Origin of the sequence: Stenotrophomonas sp. CC22-02 (assembly GCF_004365115.1) — a bacterium.
In the GTDB taxonomy this organism is placed as follows: domain Bacteria; phylum Pseudomonadota; class Gammaproteobacteria; order Xanthomonadales; family Xanthomonadaceae; genus Stenotrophomonas; species Stenotrophomonas forensis.
This window is the reverse complement of sequence record NZ_SOCO01000001.1, coordinates 772,721-788,638: the sequence shown is the minus strand read 5'-3', so window position 1 is coordinate 788,638 and position 15,918 is coordinate 772,721. Positions and strand designations below refer to the sequence as shown.

Annotated in this window: 16 protein-coding genes; 2 read left to right on the top strand and 14 right to left on the bottom strand. The window is 68.3% G+C overall.

The window, feature by feature from the left end; translation table 11 throughout:
• The first annotated feature begins 58 nt into the window (after nucleotides 1–58).
• Nucleotides 59–1,531: an MATE family efflux transporter gene (locus N440_RS03775; RefSeq protein WP_053449142.1), complete on the top strand. Its 1,473-nt coding sequence runs from the start codon at nucleotides 59–61 to the stop codon at nucleotides 1,529–1,531.
• A 44-nt stretch (nucleotides 1,532–1,575) separates the two neighbouring features.
• On the opposite strand, the gene N440_RS03770 is transcribed toward N440_RS03775, so the two are convergent.
• The 10 genes from N440_RS03770 to ffh all read right to left on the bottom strand — a co-directional run bounded on the left by N440_RS03770 (nucleotide 1,576) and on the right by ffh (nucleotide 8,597).
• Complete coding sequence (locus N440_RS03770; protein WP_133934133.1) at nucleotides 1,576–1,986, bottom strand: DUF1801 domain-containing protein; 411 nt, start codon at nucleotides 1,984–1,986, stop codon at nucleotides 1,576–1,578.
• A 38-nt stretch (nucleotides 1,987–2,024) separates the two neighbouring features.
• The gene (locus N440_RS03765) at nucleotides 2,025–2,459 is read right to left on the bottom strand and encodes a DUF1801 domain-containing protein (protein ID WP_133934132.1); all 435 of its coding nucleotides are present in this window, start codon (nucleotides 2,457–2,459) and stop codon (nucleotides 2,025–2,027) included.
• An 80-nt stretch (nucleotides 2,460–2,539) separates the two neighbouring features.
• Nucleotides 2,540–2,920: a DUF6404 family protein gene (locus N440_RS03760; RefSeq protein ID WP_133934131.1), complete on the bottom strand. Its 381-nt coding sequence runs from the start codon at nucleotides 2,918–2,920 to the stop codon at nucleotides 2,540–2,542.
• Between the two features lie 82 nt (nucleotides 2,921–3,002).
• The gene (gene rplS / locus N440_RS03755; protein WP_005408597.1) at nucleotides 3,003–3,404 is read right to left on the bottom strand and encodes a 50S ribosomal protein L19; all 402 of its coding nucleotides are present in this window, start codon (nucleotides 3,402–3,404) and stop codon (nucleotides 3,003–3,005) included.
• A gap of 154 nt (nucleotides 3,405–3,558) precedes the next feature.
• Nucleotides 3,559–4,317, bottom strand: a complete 759-nt coding sequence (gene trmD, locus N440_RS03750; protein WP_049456164.1) for a tRNA (guanosine(37)-N1)-methyltransferase TrmD — start codon at nucleotides 4,315–4,317, stop codon at nucleotides 3,559–3,561.
• 8 nt (nucleotides 4,318–4,325) lie between these two features.
• Nucleotides 4,326–4,838, bottom strand: a complete 513-nt coding sequence (gene rimM, locus N440_RS03745) for a ribosome maturation factor RimM (protein WP_133934130.1) — start codon at nucleotides 4,836–4,838, stop codon at nucleotides 4,326–4,328.
• A gap of 44 nt (nucleotides 4,839–4,882) precedes the next feature.
• Complete coding sequence (rpsP, locus tag N440_RS03740) at nucleotides 4,883–5,143, bottom strand: 30S ribosomal protein S16 (RefSeq protein ID WP_005415733.1); 261 nt, start codon at nucleotides 5,141–5,143, stop codon at nucleotides 4,883–4,885.
• 131 nt (nucleotides 5,144–5,274) lie between these two features.
• Nucleotides 5,275–6,057, bottom strand: a complete 783-nt coding sequence (locus N440_RS03735; RefSeq protein WP_133934129.1) for an aminotransferase class IV family protein — start codon at nucleotides 6,055–6,057, stop codon at nucleotides 5,275–5,277.
• The gene (locus N440_RS03730; protein WP_166671575.1) at nucleotides 6,054–7,172 is read right to left on the bottom strand and encodes a nitronate monooxygenase; all 1,119 of its coding nucleotides are present in this window, start codon (nucleotides 7,170–7,172) and stop codon (nucleotides 6,054–6,056) included. Before N440_RS03730 ends, N440_RS03735 begins: the two co-directional genes overlap by 4 nt.
• A 48-nt stretch (nucleotides 7,173–7,220) precedes the next feature.
• Complete coding sequence (ffh, locus tag N440_RS03725) at nucleotides 7,221–8,597, bottom strand: signal recognition particle protein (RefSeq protein ID WP_005408591.1); 1,377 nt, start codon at nucleotides 8,595–8,597, stop codon at nucleotides 7,221–7,223.
• Nucleotides 8,598–8,719: 122 nt separating this feature from the next.
• Here ffh and ccsA point away from each other — a divergent pair, with 122 nt between their 5' ends.
• On the top strand, nucleotides 8,720–9,514 hold the full coding sequence (ccsA, locus tag N440_RS03720) for a cytochrome c biogenesis protein CcsA (RefSeq protein ID WP_049456167.1): 795 nt from the start codon (nucleotides 8,720–8,722) through the stop codon (nucleotides 9,512–9,514).
• 35 nt (nucleotides 9,515–9,549) lie between these two features.
• Here the strand turns inward: ccsA and N440_RS03715 are convergent, their stop codons facing one another.
• The 4 genes from N440_RS03715 to radA all read right to left on the bottom strand — a co-directional run bounded on the left by N440_RS03715 (nucleotide 9,550) and on the right by radA (nucleotide 15,870).
• Nucleotides 9,550–10,014 carry a hypothetical protein gene (locus N440_RS03715; RefSeq protein ID WP_133934127.1) on the bottom strand — a complete coding sequence of 155 codons (465 nt, stop codon included), beginning with the start codon at nucleotides 10,012–10,014 and terminating at the stop codon, nucleotides 9,550–9,552.
• Nucleotides 10,015–10,106: 92 nt separating this feature from the next.
• The gene (locus tag N440_RS03710; protein WP_133934126.1) at nucleotides 10,107–12,413 is read right to left on the bottom strand and encodes a tetratricopeptide repeat protein; all 2,307 of its coding nucleotides are present in this window, start codon (nucleotides 12,411–12,413) and stop codon (nucleotides 10,107–10,109) included.
• Between the two features lie 48 nt (nucleotides 12,414–12,461).
• The gene (locus N440_RS03705) at nucleotides 12,462–14,318 is read right to left on the bottom strand and encodes an ATP-binding protein (RefSeq protein WP_133934125.1); all 1,857 of its coding nucleotides are present in this window, start codon (nucleotides 14,316–14,318) and stop codon (nucleotides 12,462–12,464) included.
• Between the two features lie 175 nt (nucleotides 14,319–14,493).
• Nucleotides 14,494–15,870, bottom strand: coding sequence for a DNA repair protein RadA (gene radA / locus N440_RS03700; RefSeq protein ID WP_133934124.1), 1,377 nt, complete (start codon nucleotides 15,868–15,870; stop codon nucleotides 14,494–14,496).
• Nucleotides 15,871–15,918 lie beyond the last annotated feature (48 nt).

Sequence of the window (15,918 nt, the reverse complement as noted above, 5' to 3'; positions counted from 1 at the left end):
ACATCCCGCAAACCGGCTTGGTGCTAGTGTGCGCCTCCCGGGAATCGATCACCACTCCATGGCCAAAGCGCCGCTTGACCTGACCTCCGGCCCGATCGGCCGCAATCTCCTGCTGTTTTCCCTGCCGATCCTGGCCGGCAACATCGCGCAGTCGCTGAATGGTTCGGTGAATGCGGTGTGGGTGGGGCGTTTCCTCGGCGAGGCGGCGCTGACCGCCACCGCGAACGCCAACAACATCATGTTCTTCCTGATCGGCTCGGTGTTCGGTTTCGGCATGGCCTCGACCATACTGATCGGCCAGGCCATCGGCGCACGCGACATCGCCCAGGCGCGGCGCGTGGTCGGTACCAGCGCCACCTTCTTCATCGGCCTGTCGGTGATCATCGCCATCGCCGGCTGGTTCATGGCGCATCCGCTGCTGGCGGCGATGGGCACGCCGGCCGCCTCGCTGCCGCTGGCCGAGGCCTACCTGCAGATCATCTTCCTGGCGATGCCGACGCTGTACGCGTTCGCCTTCCTCACCGCCGCGCTGCGCGGTGCCGGCGATTCGCGCACGCCGTTCCGCTTCCTGATGGTCTCGGTGGCGCTGGACATCGTGCTGAACCCGGTGCTGATCTTCGGCATGGGGCCGTTCCCCGCGCTGGGCATCGCCGGTTCGGCCTGGGCCACGCTGGTCGCGCAGACCCTGTCGCTGGCCGGCCTGCTGCTGTACATGCGCCACAAGCGCCACACGCTGTGGCTGGGGCGTGCCGACATGCGCCTGTTCAAGCTCGACCTGACCATCCTCAAGGCGCTGGTGCTCAAGGGCGTGCCGATGGGCCTGCAGATGGTGCTGATCTCGCTGTCGGTGATCCTGCTGATGACCATGGTCAACCAGTACGGCACCGCGACCGGCGCAGGCTATGGCGCCTCGCTGCAGCTGTGGAACTACCTGCAGATGCCGGCGATGGCGATCGGTGCGGCCTGCTCGTCGATGGCCGCGCAGAACGTGGGCGCACAGCGCTGGGACCGCGTGCGCGGTACCGCACGCCAGGGCGTGATGTTCAACTTCCTGCTGACCGGCGCACTGATCCTGCCGCTGGTGGTATTCGATCGCCAGCTGCTGGCGCTGTTCCTGCCGCCGGCCAGCGAGGCATTGGACATCGCCCGCCATCTCAACCATGTGGTGATCGGCTCGTTCCTGTTCTTCGGCGTCAGCTTCGTGATCTCCGGCGTGGTGCGCTCGACCGGCGCGGTGATTCCACCGCTGCTGATCCTCGCCGGCTCGCTGTGGGGCGTACGCGTGCCGTTCGCCGAACTGCTGCAGCCGTACTGGGGCGCCGATGCGATCTGGTGGAGTTTCCCGGTCAGCTCGTTCGTATCGATGCTGCTGTCGCTGGCGTATTACCGCTGGGGTGGCTGGCGCAAGGCGAAGATGATCGGCAAACCCTCGCACGCCGAGGAACTGGCCACGCCCTCGGAAATTCCGGCCTGCCCGCCCTCGCCGGTGGCCGACCCGGATGCCGCATTGGAATCATCGCCGCCACGCTAGTGCCTGCCGCTGGCCGGCGTGCAACAGCCGGCCAGCGGCCGGCTCTACCGTTTCTTCTTTTTCGCCGCGTTGAACTTGGCCGCCTCGCGCAGCAGCGCCTTGAACGCGGCGGCATTGGGCATCACGCCTTCATGGATGTCGATCGCGCGCCGCGTGTTGCCGTCCAGGCTGGCATTGAACAGACCCTTCGGGTCCGCCAGTGCCGCACCGTTGGCGAAGGTCAGTTTCACCGCCTGCTTGTAGGTCTCGCCGGTACACAGTATGCCGTTGTGCTCCCACACCGGCGTGCCGCGCCACTTCCAGGTTTCCTGCACCTCCGGCAGCGCTTCATGGATCAGCGCGCGCACGCGTGCCAGCGTTTCGCCACGCCAGTCGCCCAGTTCGGCGATGCGCGCATCGATCAGTTCGGCCGCCGGGGTTCCGGCATCGGCAGGGTTGGGTGCGTGCGTGGCCATCAGGTGCTCTCGTCGGGAAGGACATCGAAACGTCGGGCTTACATGCGCTCGCCGGGCAACGCGGCCGCCTGCCGCACCCAGTCGAGAAAGCGTACTTCATCCAGCACGCCGTCCTGCTGCAGGTGCAGGTAGCGCGTATCGGCGCTTCTGGATGGCTCGGGCGGCACCGGCTTCAATGCAGCGCCACGGAAGAACGCGACCTTGATGTAGCGCGTGAAGCAATGAAAGCTGAGGAACCAGCCTGCGCCCGGGGCCACCGCATACATCGGCGAGTTCCATTTCACCGCCTTGTGCACGCCGGGCACGGCCTGTTCGATCAGCGCGTCCAGGCGCTCGCCGATCGGTCGTTTCCAGTCCGGCATCGCCGCGATGTAGGCCTGCACCGTGGCATCGCCCTCGCCCTTGGCGATCTGCGGGTTGCCGCCGGACAGCAGCCTGGGAGCGGCGGAAGGTGCGGTTCGCTTGGCAGGCATCGCACGGCACGTCCATCTGAGTGGAAAGCGCAGCCTAGCGCGGTACATGCCTGCCGGTCACGGCGCGCTGCGCCATCGGTTCAGTCCGTCTGGCCGGCCAGGAACTGGCGCCAGCCCGGCAGCTTGCGGTGACGCCGCAGCGAATGCATCAGCGCCGCCATCACCACGCCGAACACAGCGCCGGCCAACAGGCCGGCGGCCAGCAGCAACGCCAGCGGGCGCTCGCTGCCCTGCCACAGCATCAGCCACATCAGCCCGGTCCAGAACAGCCCGAACAACAGGCCCTGCACCAGCGCATTGGTGCCGAAGCCGGCCAGGATCGGCGGCGGCAATGCGACGCCCACGCGCCACAGCAGGCGATGCAACAGCGGGGCCGACTGCGCACGCGCCAGGCCCTTGCTGTCGAGAAAGCGCAGCGCCGACTGGATTGCGGCGGGATAGCGCGGATTGATGTCGCTCATCGCCTGATCGTGACCGATGCACTGCCGGAAACGCAAACGGCCACCCGAAGGTGGCCGTCGCGGCAACAACCGAAGTTGTTTATCAGGCCTTTTCGGCCAGACGGGCAGCCTTGGCGGCAGCAGCGGCAGCCAGGTCTTCCTTGATGCGGGCAGCCTTGCCTTCCAGGCCACGCAGGTAGTACAGCTTGCCGGCGCGGACCTTACCACGACGCTTCACTTCGACCGAGTCGATGATGGCGCTGTGGGTCTGGAACACGCGCTCGACGCCGTAGCCGTGCGAGATCTTGCGGACGGTGAACGAGGAGTTCAGGCCGGCATTCTTGGTGGCGATCACAACGCCTTCGTAGGCCTGCACGCGCTCGCGGCTGCCTTCCTTCACCTTCACGTTGACGACAACGGTGTCGCCCTGGCTGAACTTCGGCAGTTCGCGGGTGATCTGGGCGGATTCGAATTCCGCGACGATGGACTTGTTCAGCTTGCTCATGGGTTACACCGATTCTTGTTCGGGTGGGTGTGTCGTTTCGACAACGTAGGCTGATGCAGTCACTGGACTGTGCTGCACGTTTGTTGTGGGTACTGCGCGCGCCAACCGGGGCTGGCGGGAATTGGCCATGATAGCCGATAAAGCCAGCCCTGCGCTAGGGGCCAGCCTTCTGTTTCAAGGCCTGCCGGGCCTGGTCCAGCAGTTTGCGGTCGGCCTTGCCCAGTGCCTGTTCATCCAGCAGGTCCGGGCGCCGCTGGGCGGTACGGACCAGCGACTGCTGACGGCGCCAGGCAGCGATGGCCGCGTGGTTGCCTGAACGCAGCACCTCCGGCACGTCACCCAGCGGATGCTGGGCCGGCTGGCTGTAATGCGGGCAGTCGAGCAGGCCGAGGTCACCCTCGAAGCTGTCCTGTGCTGCCGATTCGGCGTCGTTCAGGGCGCCGTCCTGCAGGCGGGCCACGGCGTCGATGATCACCGCCGCGCCCAGCTCGCCCCCGGACAGCACGTAATCGCCGAGGGAAATCTCCTCGTCGACATTGGCTTCCAGGAAACGCTCGTCGATGCCTTCGTAGCGGCCGCAGAGCAGGACCATGCGCGGCAATGCCGCCAGTTCCCGCACCTTGGCCTGGGTCAGCGGCGCGCCCTGCGGGCTGAGGTAGATCACCCGCGCCGGGGCCGGGTCGGCGTCGCGGATCGCCTGCAGGCAGGCCTGCAGCGGCTCGATCAGCATCACCATGCCCGGGCCACCGCCGAACGGACGGTCGTCCACCCGGCGGTAGTTGCCTTCGGCGTAATCACGGGGATTCCAGCCATGCAGGCTGAACAGGCCCTTCTCCTGCGCACGCCCGACCACGCCCAACCCAGCGGACTGGGCGAGGAACTCGGGGAACAGGGTGATGACGTCGAAACGCATGCTCACACTCAGAACTCGGGATCCCAGTCGACCACGACCAGGTTGGCCTCGAAGTCGACCGACTTGACGAAGTCCGGCTGCACGAACGGAATCATCCGCTCGCGGTCACCACGGACCACCACCACGTCGTTGGCGCCGGTACTGAACAGGTGCGAGACCTGGCCCAGGACGACGCCCTCGGTGGTCTTCACGTCCAGGCCTTCCAGGTCCACCCAGTAGTACTCATCGGGCTTCGGCGGCGGCAATGCACTGCGCGCCACGTAGATCTCGGTGCCGTGCATCGCTTCGACGGTATCGCGGTCCTCGACGCCGGGGAAACGGGCGACCAGGTGCTTGCCGCTGTCGCGGCCACGCACACCTTCAATCGTGGTTTCCACGCCGGACGGGCTGCGCACGATCCACGGCTGGTAACGGAAAATGGCGGAACGTGGCTCGGTCCAGGACTCGAGCTTGATCTCGCCGCGCACACCAAAAGCGCCGACAACCCTGCCCAGCAGGATGCGGCGCTCGATATCTTTCATCTGCTTCAACCAAGAGGGCCACGCCGAAGCGTGGCCCGTCAGGATCAGGCCGCAGCGGCCTGGGACTTGGTCGCTTCCTTGATCAGGTTGCGGACCTTGTCGGTCGGCTGGGCGCCGTTCTTGACCCAATGGTCAACGCGGGCCAGGTCCAGCTCGATGCGCTTCTCGGCGCCCTGGGCGACCGGGTTGTAGAAGCCAACGCGCTCGATGTTGCGGCCGTCGCGCGCGCTGCGCACGTCGGTGACGATGATGTGGTAGAACGGACGCTTCTTGGCGCCGCCGCGGGTCAGTCGAATCTTGACCATGGTGTTTTTCCTATTGCCCAGTCGCCAGGATGGCGAGGTAAGCGGGCGATTATAGCGGCAGACCCGGGCCGAGCCAACCCCGGCGGTCCCCTGACCTTCACGGTAGCGCCGGGCCCTGCCCTGCGGGGCTTTCAGCCCAGATCGTCCCAAGCCACCCCCGCCAGCACCGCCCTGCCCTGTTCAGCCAGTGCCTGCGAACCCGGTAGGACCTGCCCGTCGATGGCCTCCAGCGCCCACAGGCCGCTGGCATTGCAGGCAAAGGCCGCCTTCACGCTGGCCAGGTCAGCCAGCCGCAGCGGCCGGGTGGCCTGCGCGCCCGGCCAGTACCGCAGCAACAGCGCCTCGGCGGTCCCACGCAGGGCCGGGGCCTGCGGCCAGAGCAGCCGCTCACCATCGTGCATGGCCAGGTTCCAGGTGCTGCCTTCACTCACGTCGCCATCGGCGGTCACGAACAGCACATCGTCGAATCCTTCCGCCATCGCCGCACGCCGCTCGGCGAACAGGCCGAAGGTGCCCACGTGCTTGATCTGCGGCAGCTCGCGCTGCCAGACCAGGCTGCGCACCCGCTTGGGTGCGCTCAGTGCCACCGGCGCGGAGACGGCCACCAGCACGTCCACCGGCACGGTCGCCAGCGGGCTGCGGAAATCGAAGTGGCGCGAGTACACCGTCACCCGCAGCGAGGCATCGGCCCGCGCGGCCTGCTGCAGGGCCTGCGCCATCCACGCCTGCACCTGCGCCGTATCCAGTTCGCTGCCAAACAGTTCGCGCGTGGCCTGCGACAGCCGCGCAAGATGCAGATCGAGCCCCTGCACGGCACCGCCGCGCACCTGCAGCGAGGTGAAATGGCCGTAGTTGACCAGTGCCGGCAGCAGATCTTCGACCTGCGCCGGCTGGCCGTTGCAGGTCACCGTCATCGCAGCAGCGCCTGCGCCTGTTGCCACATGCCACGCAGCACCTCGGCGGCCGGCTGTGCCGGAGCCATCCATGCCGACTGCCCGGCCCAGGCCTGCATCGCCGCCAGCCGGTTTTCCTGCACCGCCTGCCTGCGCATCGGTGCGGTCAGCCCGCGCTGCACCGGGTACGGGCGCGGTGCAGGTGCGCCGTCCGCGGCGGCGGCGCGCACATAAGGGGTGGCCAGGCCACGGCCAAGGCGGCCACTGAAGGCACGCGTCGGCCAGGTATCCTCCGGCTCGCTGGCGGCCAGCCCGTCGGCCCACGCCGAGGCGATCGCCGCTTCGGGCGTGCGCAGGAAGGCCGTGCCGATCTGCACGGCGCTGGCGCCGAGGGTGAGCGCGGCGGCGATGCCACGGCCATCGGCGATGCCACCGGCAGCGATGACCGGAATCCGCAGGTGATCGGCCAGGCGCGGCAGCAGCGCGAACAGCCCGACCAGTTGGCGCTCGGCCATCGCCGGATCAAAGGAACCGCGATGGCCGCCCGCTTCCACGCCCTGCGCCACCACGGCATCGGCACCGGCATCCTGTGCCGCGCGCGCTTCGGACAACGTGGTCGCACAGGCGATCCAGGCAATGCCGGCATCCTTCAGCTGCTGCACGTGGCGTGGCTGCAGCACGCCCATGATGGTCGAGGCCACTGCCGGGCGCGCCGCCAGCAGCGCGGCAAACTGTTCCTCAAAATCGGCAGGCGTGGCATCGGCGGCACTGGCCGGCACGTCCGGCCCCCACTGTGCAAGGAAGGTGCGGCTGGCAGCCTCGGCGGCAACATCACGGGTCGGCGCCGGGTCCGGTACCCACAGGTTCACCTGTGCCGGGCCAGTGGAGGCGGCGCGGAAGTCGTCCATCCAACGACCGATGTCGGCCGATGACGACAGCACCGCACCCATCGCGCCCATGCTGCCGGCGTTGGCCAGCGCGGCCGACAACGGCACCGGGCAGGCCCCCGCCATCGGCGCCAGCAGGATCGGAAGCTGCAATGAAAAACGCCGACAGAAGGTGTCGGCGCGTTCAAGAATCGGCGATGCGTTCACGCGACATACCTGTGGGAGAAGTCGCTGCCCAGCATACGCCAGTCGTTGCAATCGGGGCCGGATCCCGATCGGTTCCGGCCCTGATCCGGATCAACGGAACGGCATGCCACGGCCGCCCATGGCGCCCATCATGCCCTTCATGCTGCGCAGCATGCCCTTCATGCCGCCGCCCGCCATCTTGCTCATCATCTTTTCCATCTGCATGTACTGCTTCATCAGCTTGTTGACGTCGGCCGGGGTCACGCCCGAGCCCTTGGCGATGCGCGCGCGGCGCGAGCCGTTGAGCAGGTTCGGGTTGCGGCGCTCCTTCTTGGTCATCGAGCTGATGATGGCGATCATGCGCGGCACCTCCTTGCCCTGGCTGACCTGCTGCTTCAGATGGTCGGGGATGTTGCCCAGGCCCGGCAGCTTGTCCATCAGGCCGCCGATGCCGCCCATGTTCTGCATCTGCTCCAGCTGGTCGCGCATGTCGTTCAGGTCGAACTTCTTGCCCTTGGCGACCTTCTCGGCCAGCTTGGCGGCCTTGTCCTTGTCGACCTGCTGCTCGACCTGCTCGACCAGCGACAGCACGTCGCCCATGTCGAGGATGCGGCTGGCGATGCGGTCCGGATGGAACACATCCAGGCCTTCCGGCTTTTCGCTGACGCCGACGAACTTGATCGGCTTGCCGGTGATGTAGCGCACGCTCAGCGCGGCACCGCCACGGGCGTCACCGTCGGTCTTGGTCAGCACCACGCCGGTCAGCGGCAGCGCGTCACCGAAGGCCTTTGCGGTGTTGGCCGCGTCCTGGCCGGTCATGGCATCGACCACGAACAGGGTTTCGGCCGGGTTCACGGCAGCGTGCAGGGCCTTGATCTCGGCCATCATCGCTTCGTCGATGGCCAGGCGGCCGGCGGTATCGACCAGCAGCACGTCGACGAACGACTTGCGCGCATCATCGATGGCGGCGCGGACGATGGCTTCCGGCTTCTGGTCGGCGCTGGACGGGAAGAACAGCACGCCAACCTGCTCGGCCAGGGTCTTCAGCTGCTCGATCGCGGCCGGACGGTAGACGTCGGCCGACACCACCATCACCTTCTTCTTGCGCTTTTCCTTCAGGTGCTTGGCCAGCTTGCCCACGGTGGTGGTCTTGCCGGCGCCCTGCAGGCCGGCCATCAGGATGATGGCCGGGGCCGGAACATTGAGGTTCAGGTCGCTGGCTTCAGCGCCCATCACCGCGGTCAGCTCGTCGCGCACGACCTTGATCAGGGCCTGGCCCGGCGTCAGCGACTTCAGCACTTCCTGGCCGACCGCGCGCACCTTGATGCGCTCGATCAGGGCCTGCACCACCGGCAGCGCGACGTCGGCTTCGAGCAGCGCGATGCGGACCTCGCGGGTCGCCTCGCGGATGTTCTCCTCGGTCAGGCGGCCACGGCCACGCAGGCGCTCGATGGTGCCGGAAAGGCGCTGGGTCAGGGACTCGAACATGCGGTACGACCTGTCTGAAAACGGGGGACAATAAGGCAGACAGTATAACGGGTCCGCCCCACCTGCCGGGCTGCGACGCCGCGGCCGTCGCCACCACCGCGGGGGTATGCGAAACTGCAACGATGACAATCGTTCTCATCGCCGTCCTGCTCTATCTGGCTGCCAGTGCCCTGCTGGTGCGCGCGCTCGGCCGCGATGAAACCACCGGTTCCCCCACCTGGCTGTGGCCGGCCCTGCCGGCGATGCTGCTGCATGGCGGCTACCACGTGATGGTGGCGATGCGCACCAATGGCGGGCCGGACATGCACTTCTTCGCCGCGCTGTCGCTGGTCGGCCTGGGCATGGCCTGGCTGACCTCGCTGGTCGGCGCGCGCGGTCGCATGTCGGCGCTGGGCGTGGTGGTGTTCCCGCTGGCCGCCGTGCTGCTGCTGGCCTACCACGGCTACGGCCACGAACCGAGCAAGGTGCTGGGCTGGCGCCTGGCCAGCCACGCCTGGCTGGCGCTGCTGGCCTACGCCACGCTGAGCATCGCCGCACTGCTGGCGATCATGCTGTGGTTGCAGGAACGTGCGCTGCGCCGCCGCGAATTCCGGCCGTGGCTGCGCGCACTGCCGCCGCTGGCCGACCTGGAATCGCTGCTGTTCCGGGTGATCACCGTCGGCTTCGCCCTGCTGACCCTGACCCTGGTCACCGGCGTGCTGTTCGTCGACGACCTGCTGGCGCAGAAGCTGGTGCACAAGACCGTGCTCAGCGTGCTGTCGTGGATCGTGTTCGGCGTGCTGCTGATCGGCCGCCGCCGCTACGGCTGGCGCGGCATGAAGGCGGTGCACTGGACGCTGGCGGCGATGCTGTTGCTGTTGCTGGCGTTCTTCGGCAGCCAGTTCGTGATCGAACTGGTGTTCGGGCATTCGCGATAGCGGCGTGCCGACCCACGGTCGGCACCCACCGGCACTTACCGCCAAGGCTGGGCGAGAATCTTCCGCACCGACTGGCCGCGACTGGTAACGATGTCATCGACCTGCCAGCAGCCGTTGCCCTGCCGGACCATCGGTACGCGGGTGAGACGGGCCTGCTTCCACACGGTGTAGCGCATCTCGACCACGCCGGCGCTGGCCGAATCCTGCCGCCATTGGTAGTCCACCGCACTGTCGATGTCACCGTCCTGGCCATCCAGCCAGGGGTCCGAATCGATCGTGCAGATGCCCTCCTCGCGCACCTGGCAGGCGCGTTCGCCGCGCAGGGCGTTGCCGAATGCCGGGCTCACCAGCGCAGGCGGCGGCTGCAACAGATCCCCCTTGCCCGTCGTCGCCTCGTAGAACGCGCGCGCCACGGCCACCGGCGCCTGGCAGGCCGGCGCGCCCTGCACGGCAGGGGCCAGCAGCAGCCCGGCGATCACCCACATCCTTGTCTTTCGCATAGGTCTCTCCTTGGGGTAGTGCCGGCCGCAGGCCGGCAACACAGGATCGCATGGCGCTGCCGGCCAGCGGCCGGCACTCCCCGATACCGGGCTTACAACCCGTAGCGCTCGATCACGTCCAGGTGCGGCTGGCGGTCCTGGTCACAGGCTTCAGCCAGGCGCAGCCAGCAGTGCGGATGCGGCCACGTCGCGGTCTGCTGCTGCAGGAAGCGGTGCAGCGCCAGCGGCGCATGGTCCTGCGGCTGGGCAACAGTGAACAGGATGCCAGGCAGGGTGCCCTCGTCTGCGTCCGGATCGGTCACGGTGTAGTCCGGGCGGCTGTGCGACCAGACCTGCCATCCCTGTGCTTCGGCGGCTTCGACAAAGGCGTTCCAGGCCGCTTCGCCCGGGTGCGCGCCATCGATCAGCCAGCTGCGGGCGAAACCACCACGCTCCAGCACATGCACCTGTGCGTAGGTCGGGATGAAATGCTCGCGTGCTTCCTCCTCTTCCGGTGCCGGATGCACCAGCGCGGCATCGAACACCACCCAGTCGCCGACCTGCTGGGCGCGGTTGGCCGGTGCGTTCTCGACGATGCGCGCGGTGACCGGGCCGCTGCGACGCGCGTAGTACTCCATCGGCTCGCCATGCTCCTCGCTGCGGATGATCACCCACCCCCACGGCTCCTCGACCACGCCGTCCTGGCTGGTCAGCTCCATGCCGATCGCTGCCGCCGAGCGGCGCACTGCGTCCCAGTCGCGCGCCGCGCTGGCGGCGCTCATGTGGTCCCAATGCGCGGCGTTGGGTTCTTCCAACAGCTCCACCAGCTGCGCATAGCAGGCCTGTGCTTCGCTGAAGCGGCCGGTTTCCATGTACATCCGCGCCAGCGTACCGCGCGCACCGTGCGATCCCGGCGAGGCCGCCAGCAGGGCCAACGCGGCCTGCTCCAGCGCCGGCCAGTCGGACACGCGGCGGGCACGTTGCACCTCGCACCAGTGCGCGAACACCGGCACGCTGCCGCGATAGACGTCGGCCAGGCGGCGCAGGCCGTCGTCGTCGCCCTGCTCGGTCAGCCAGCGCATCAGCGTGTAGGCCGCCGGGCCGTCTTCCTGCGCGTGTGCCTGCACGAACTGCCACAGCAGCGCGCGCGCCTCGGCCTGCGCACCGCAGGCAGCCAGCGCGGAGGCGGCCGTCTCGGCCAGCGCTTCGTCATCGGGCAGTTGCGCCTGCGCCTGCAGCAGCCATTGCGCCTCGCGTTCGGGATCACGCGACTGGTTCTGCTCGCCCTGCTCGCTCAGCCACGCCAGCAGGTCGCCCGCGGGAACCGGCAGCGGCGCCACCTCCGGCAACGCCTCGATGCGCGCGGCCAGGCCAGCCACCAGCGCCGCCGCACCGCGGTCCTGGCGCAGCTGCGCCAGATGGGTGCGGGCCAGTGCCAGCTGGCGCTGCGCGACCCAGCGCGCACCGCGCTGCAGGGCCAGCTCCAGGCTCAGCGCAGCCACTTCGATCAGCAGGCGGTGAGAACCCACCTGGGCGAAGTGCTCAATGATGGTGGAGTAGCGCGTGCCCAGATCCCAGCTGTTGCGTGCCGGATCGCGCTGGCACAGCGCAGCGGCGGTGTTCGCCCACAGCCGCCAGTAGGTGGGGGTCAGTTCGCTCCAGGGCACCAGCTGCTGCAGCGCTTCTTCATCGCGTCCCAGCTGGGCCAGCGCCCAGGCCTTGGACAGGCGGCGCGGCACCGTGCAGTTGGCCGGCTCGTACTCACCGGACGCGGCCACTTCGGCCTCGCGCTTTTCGATCAGCACCAGCGCCTCTTCGGCGCGCCCCATGCCCAGCAGGATCTTGATCTGCATCTCCGGGAAGCTGTCGAACACTTCCTTGCCGCAGGCCTCGATCGCATCGGACTGCACCTGCAGGTAGTCGAGCGCATCCTGGCCGCGACCATCATCGAGCAGCGCGTCGGCCTTCTCGCAACTCAGGCACTGGAAGCAGGCCCAGCCGGGATTGATGCGCGCCAGCGTTTCATCGCACACCTCGATGCGCTCGGGCACCCAGCCGGGGCCATCGATGTTGCCGTAGCAAGCGGCCAGGTCCTGGGTCACGCAGATCGACTGCGGGCACTCCAGCGTGTCCTCGCGGTGCGCCCGCTCGAACAGCGCCACCGCTTCGCCCAGCGCGCTCTCGCCCTCGACACGATTGCCGACACGGTTGCGCAGCGCCCAATGGCCGACGTAGACGTCGACCCACGGGTTGTCGAGCGCCTTGCCCAGCGCGCGCGCCTCGGGCAGCAGCGCGTCGACGCGGTCGACACGTAGTTCACTCACCTCGTCGGCGAGGCGGTTCAGCAGGTGCGCGTTCTGCGCCTGGCCGGCCTGGCGCAGGTCGCCCTGCAGTTTTTCGACCCAGTTCCAGATGTCCATGGGGTAAGTGCTCCTGTCTAGCGAAGGCTGGATGAGAGGGGGCGGTGCTCAGCGCAGCATCTGCTGCAGGGCACCGGCAATATCGGAGAAGGCGCCGTTGAGATCCGGGCCCGGCGCGGCAGTCGCGCGGGCCAGCGGACGGCCCTGTGCGGCAACGATGATCTTCAGCGAGCGCAGCAGGCGCGCCGCGGCTTCGGCCTGCGGGTGGCCCTCGCGCTGGGCGCGCAGCAGCGCCTGTACCGCTGGATTGTCGAGGTTGAGATACAGCCGCGACGGCGCACGCGATTCGATGCGCGCGGTGAACTGCCGCGCCAGGCGCAGCGCCGCCATCGACACACGCTTGTCGTTCTCGTCGTCTTCCAGCCGCTGCTTCAGCTCGGCCTCGCGGTCGGGCACCACCACCACCGGCAGCGCCTCCGGGCTGAAGCGCGCCGGCAGCAGCTGCTCACCGTCGCCCAGCTGCTCACGCAACCATGCCAGCTGTGCTTCGTCGAGGCTGTCGTCGCTGCGGAACAACGCACGGTTGCCCTGCTCGGTGCCGAGTTCGACCAAGCGCAGGCCCTTGGCCTGGGCCCAGCGTCGCAGGAACGGCACCACCGCATAGCGATGGCCATGCGCGACCGGCACGCCCATCGCGCGGAACAGCATTTCCTCGAAGCCGCCACCGTTGTCGAGGATCACGTGCACGGCACCGCGCGCCGGCAATGCACTGGCCGGCAGGTCACCCTGCGAGGTCGGCACGCGCACGTGTTCCAGCAGCAGGTCGAACAGGCGGTCATCGCAGAGCGCCGCGCCCAGCAGCGCCTCGTTGTGGCGGGTCAGTACGCGCCGCCACGCTTCCGGCTGATGCCGCGCGATGTCGGCCAGGCCGTCGATCAGCGCTTCCAGCAGCGCGTGCTGCACGGCGCGGTACTGATCATCGCGTTGCAGGTCTTCGCGGCTGGCGGTGGGCGTGAGACGGGACGATTCGATCACCCCGCCGATGAACCCGGCCCACGGGGGCAGCAGGTCGCGCGCATCGTCGTCCAGCAGCATGCCGCGCACGAACACCGACAGGTTGCGGTTGTCGCTGGTGCCATAGGTGGCACCGTCCTGTACCCATAGCAAGCCGGTAGCATCACTGTGGCCATCGGCACGCAGCGGCACAGTGACGATCGGTTCGAAATCGTGCTCGAAGCGCGCGGCGAACTGCAGCGCCTGCCGGCGCGCCTGCACCGGATGCAGCGCGACATCATGCTGGCCGCGCCACGGCGGCGGCTCAGGGTTGAGCGCCTCGGCTGCGGCGCCGATGAAGATCGGCTCGGACAGCAGCGCGCAGTAGCGGCCCAGCACCTCGTGCAGGCGCGCCTCGTTGGCCAGCGGCAGGAAATCCGGATGCAGCTCCAGCTCCACCTCGGTGCCGACCGCACGTGCCGGCACTTCGCTGACCGTGTACTGCTCGGCGTTGCTGGACACGTACAGATGGCCCAGCTCGGGCGTCTGGTAGGAGGTGGTGCGCACGCTGACCCGGCGCGCCAGCACGAAGGCCGACAGGAAGCCCAGGCCGAACATGCCGATCAGGCCGTCGTCGTCCTCGCCCCCCTGGCGCAGGCCACGGGTGTAACCGACGCCGACGGTGGCGAGGTAGTCATGGATTTCCTGGCGGGTCAGGCCGGCACCGGTATCGGTGATGCGCAGCACGCCGGCACCGGCATCGACCTGCACCGCGATGCGCGAGGGTACGTCGACGCCGGGCTGCTCGATGCGGCGACGGATGATCGAGTCGTGCGCGTTCTGCACCAGCTCGCGCAGCGCCACCATCGGGGTGGAATACAGGTGCTTGCCCAGCACCGTCATCAGTCCATTGAGATCGACCCCGGCGCGACGGATTTCGGCGTTGGGGGCGGTGAGCGCGGTGTCCTGCATGTAATCGTTTACTCCTGGGCACGGAAAGGCGCCAGAGGGCGCCTTCGTCGAGCGGGAAAAACTAGCACAGCAAGCCTGACCGGTGCCGTGTCGGCCGCCGCATCCATGTGGAGTCGAGCTTGCTCGACTGCTGTTCTGCCAGCAGTCGAGCAAGCTCGACTCTACGTAACCTGCATCACGCCGCGTCGATGGCCTCGGACAACCGCTCCACCGCGATCACTTCCATGCCCTTCACCGAGCCGCCCTTGGGCGCATTGGCCTTGGGCACGATGGCGCGCTTGAACCCATGGGTGGCGGCCTCGCGCAGGCGGTCTTCACCATTGGGCACCGGGCGGATCTCGCCGGACAGGCCGACCTCGCCAAAGGCAATCGTCTTCTCCGCCAGCGGCCGGTCCTGCAGCGAGGACAGCACCGCCAGCAGCACCGGCAGGTCGGCGGCGGTTTCCTGCACGCGGATGCCACCAACGACATTGACGAACACGTCCTGGTCGCCAACCAGCACGCCGCCGTGACGGTGCAGCACCGCCAGCAGCATGGCCAGGCGGTTCTGCTCCAGGCCAACGGCGACACGGCGCGGATTCGACAGCGGCGACGCATCGACCAGCGCCTGCACCTCCACCAGCAACGGCCGGGTGCCCTCGCGGGTGACCATCACGCAGCTGCCCGGCTGGTGGGTACTGCCCCCGGACAGGAAGATCGCCGACGGATTGGAGACCTCCTTCAGGCCCTTGTCGCCCATCGCGAACACGCCCAGCTCGTTGACCGCACCGAAGCGGTTCTTGAACGCGCGCAACAGGCGGAAGCGGCTGCCGCTCTCACCCTCGAAGTACAGCACCGCATCGACCATGTGCTCCAGCACGCGCGGGCCGGCGATGCCGCCCTCCTTGGTCACGTGACCGACCAGGAACACGGCGGTGCCGGTCTCCTTGGCGAAGCGCACCAGCCGTGCCGCGCTCTCGCGCACCTGGCTGACCGAGCCCGGCGCGGCGGTCAGGCTTTCGGTCCACAGCGTCTGCACCGAATCGGCCACGATCAGCCGCGGGCCGGCCCTGGAAGCATGCTGCAGGATTGATTCAACCCCGGTCTCGGCCAGCGCATTGACACCGTCCAGCGGCAGCTCCAGCCGGTGCGCACGGCCGGCCACCTGGGCCAGCGATTCCTCGCCGGTGACATACAGTACCGGCAGCTCGGCCGCCATCTTGGCCACCGCCTGCAGCAGCAGGGTCGACTTGCCGATGCCCGGATCGCCACCGACCAGCACCACCGCACCCTCGACCAGGCCGCCGCCCAGCACGCGGTCGAACTCGCCGATGCCGGTGGAAACCCGGCGGTGTTCGGTCTGCTCGACGTCCTTCAGCGCGGTGATCTTCGGCGGATCGATCTTGCCGGCCCAACCGGCCCGGCGCGAGGCCGGCGCCTTGGCCGCCGCCGCGCTCTCCAGCACGATCTCCGACAGCGCGTTCCAGGCATTGCACTCGGTGCACTGGCCCTGCCACTTGCTGTATTCGGCGCCGCATTCATTGCAGACGTAGGCGGTGCGGGCTTTGGCCATCGGATGATTTCCAGCAACGGGAACAGGCGTGGCAGGATAGCCGAGCCG

Excerpts from the sequence above, each read along its gene's own strand:
- N440_RS03775 (WP_053449142.1), top strand. The coding sequence starts at position 59 with ATGGCCAAAGCGCCGCTTGACCTGACCTCCGGCCCGATCGGCCGCAAT.
- N440_RS03770 (WP_133934133.1), bottom strand. The coding sequence starts at position 1,986 with ATGGCCACGCACGCACCCAACCCTGCCGATGCCGGAACCCCGGCGGCC.
- N440_RS03765 (WP_133934132.1), bottom strand. The coding sequence starts at position 2,459 with ATGCCTGCCAAGCGAACCGCACCTTCCGCCGCTCCCAGGCTGCTGTCC.
- N440_RS03760 (WP_133934131.1), bottom strand. The coding sequence starts at position 2,920 with ATGAGCGACATCAATCCGCGCTATCCCGCCGCAATCCAGTCGGCGCTG.
- rplS (WP_005408597.1), bottom strand. The coding sequence starts at position 3,404 with ATGAGCAAGCTGAACAAGTCCATCGTCGCGGAATTCGAATCCGCCCAG.
- trmD (WP_049456164.1), bottom strand. The coding sequence starts at position 4,317 with ATGCGTTTCGACGTCATCACCCTGTTCCCCGAGTTCCTCGCCCAGTCC.
- rimM (WP_133934130.1), bottom strand. The coding sequence starts at position 4,838 with ATGAAAGATATCGAGCGCCGCATCCTGCTGGGCAGGGTTGTCGGCGCT.
- rpsP (WP_005415733.1), bottom strand. The coding sequence starts at position 5,143 with ATGGTCAAGATTCGACTGACCCGCGGCGGCGCCAAGAAGCGTCCGTTC.
- N440_RS03735 (WP_133934129.1), bottom strand. The coding sequence starts at position 6,057 with ATGACGGTGACCTGCAACGGCCAGCCGGCGCAGGTCGAAGATCTGCTG.
- ffh (WP_005408591.1), bottom strand. The coding sequence starts at position 8,597 with ATGTTCGAGTCCCTGACCCAGCGCCTTTCCGGCACCATCGAGCGCCTG.
- ccsA (WP_049456167.1), top strand. The coding sequence starts at position 8,720 with ATGACAATCGTTCTCATCGCCGTCCTGCTCTATCTGGCTGCCAGTGCC.
- N440_RS03715 (WP_133934127.1), bottom strand. The coding sequence starts at position 10,014 with ATGCGAAAGACAAGGATGTGGGTGATCGCCGGGCTGCTGCTGGCCCCT.
- N440_RS03710 (WP_133934126.1), bottom strand. The coding sequence starts at position 12,413 with ATGGACATCTGGAACTGGGTCGAAAAACTGCAGGGCGACCTGCGCCAG.
- N440_RS03705 (WP_133934125.1), bottom strand. The coding sequence starts at position 14,318 with ATGCAGGACACCGCGCTCACCGCCCCCAACGCCGAAATCCGTCGCGCC.
- radA (WP_133934124.1), bottom strand. The coding sequence starts at position 15,870 with ATGGCCAAAGCCCGCACCGCCTACGTCTGCAATGAATGCGGCGCCGAA.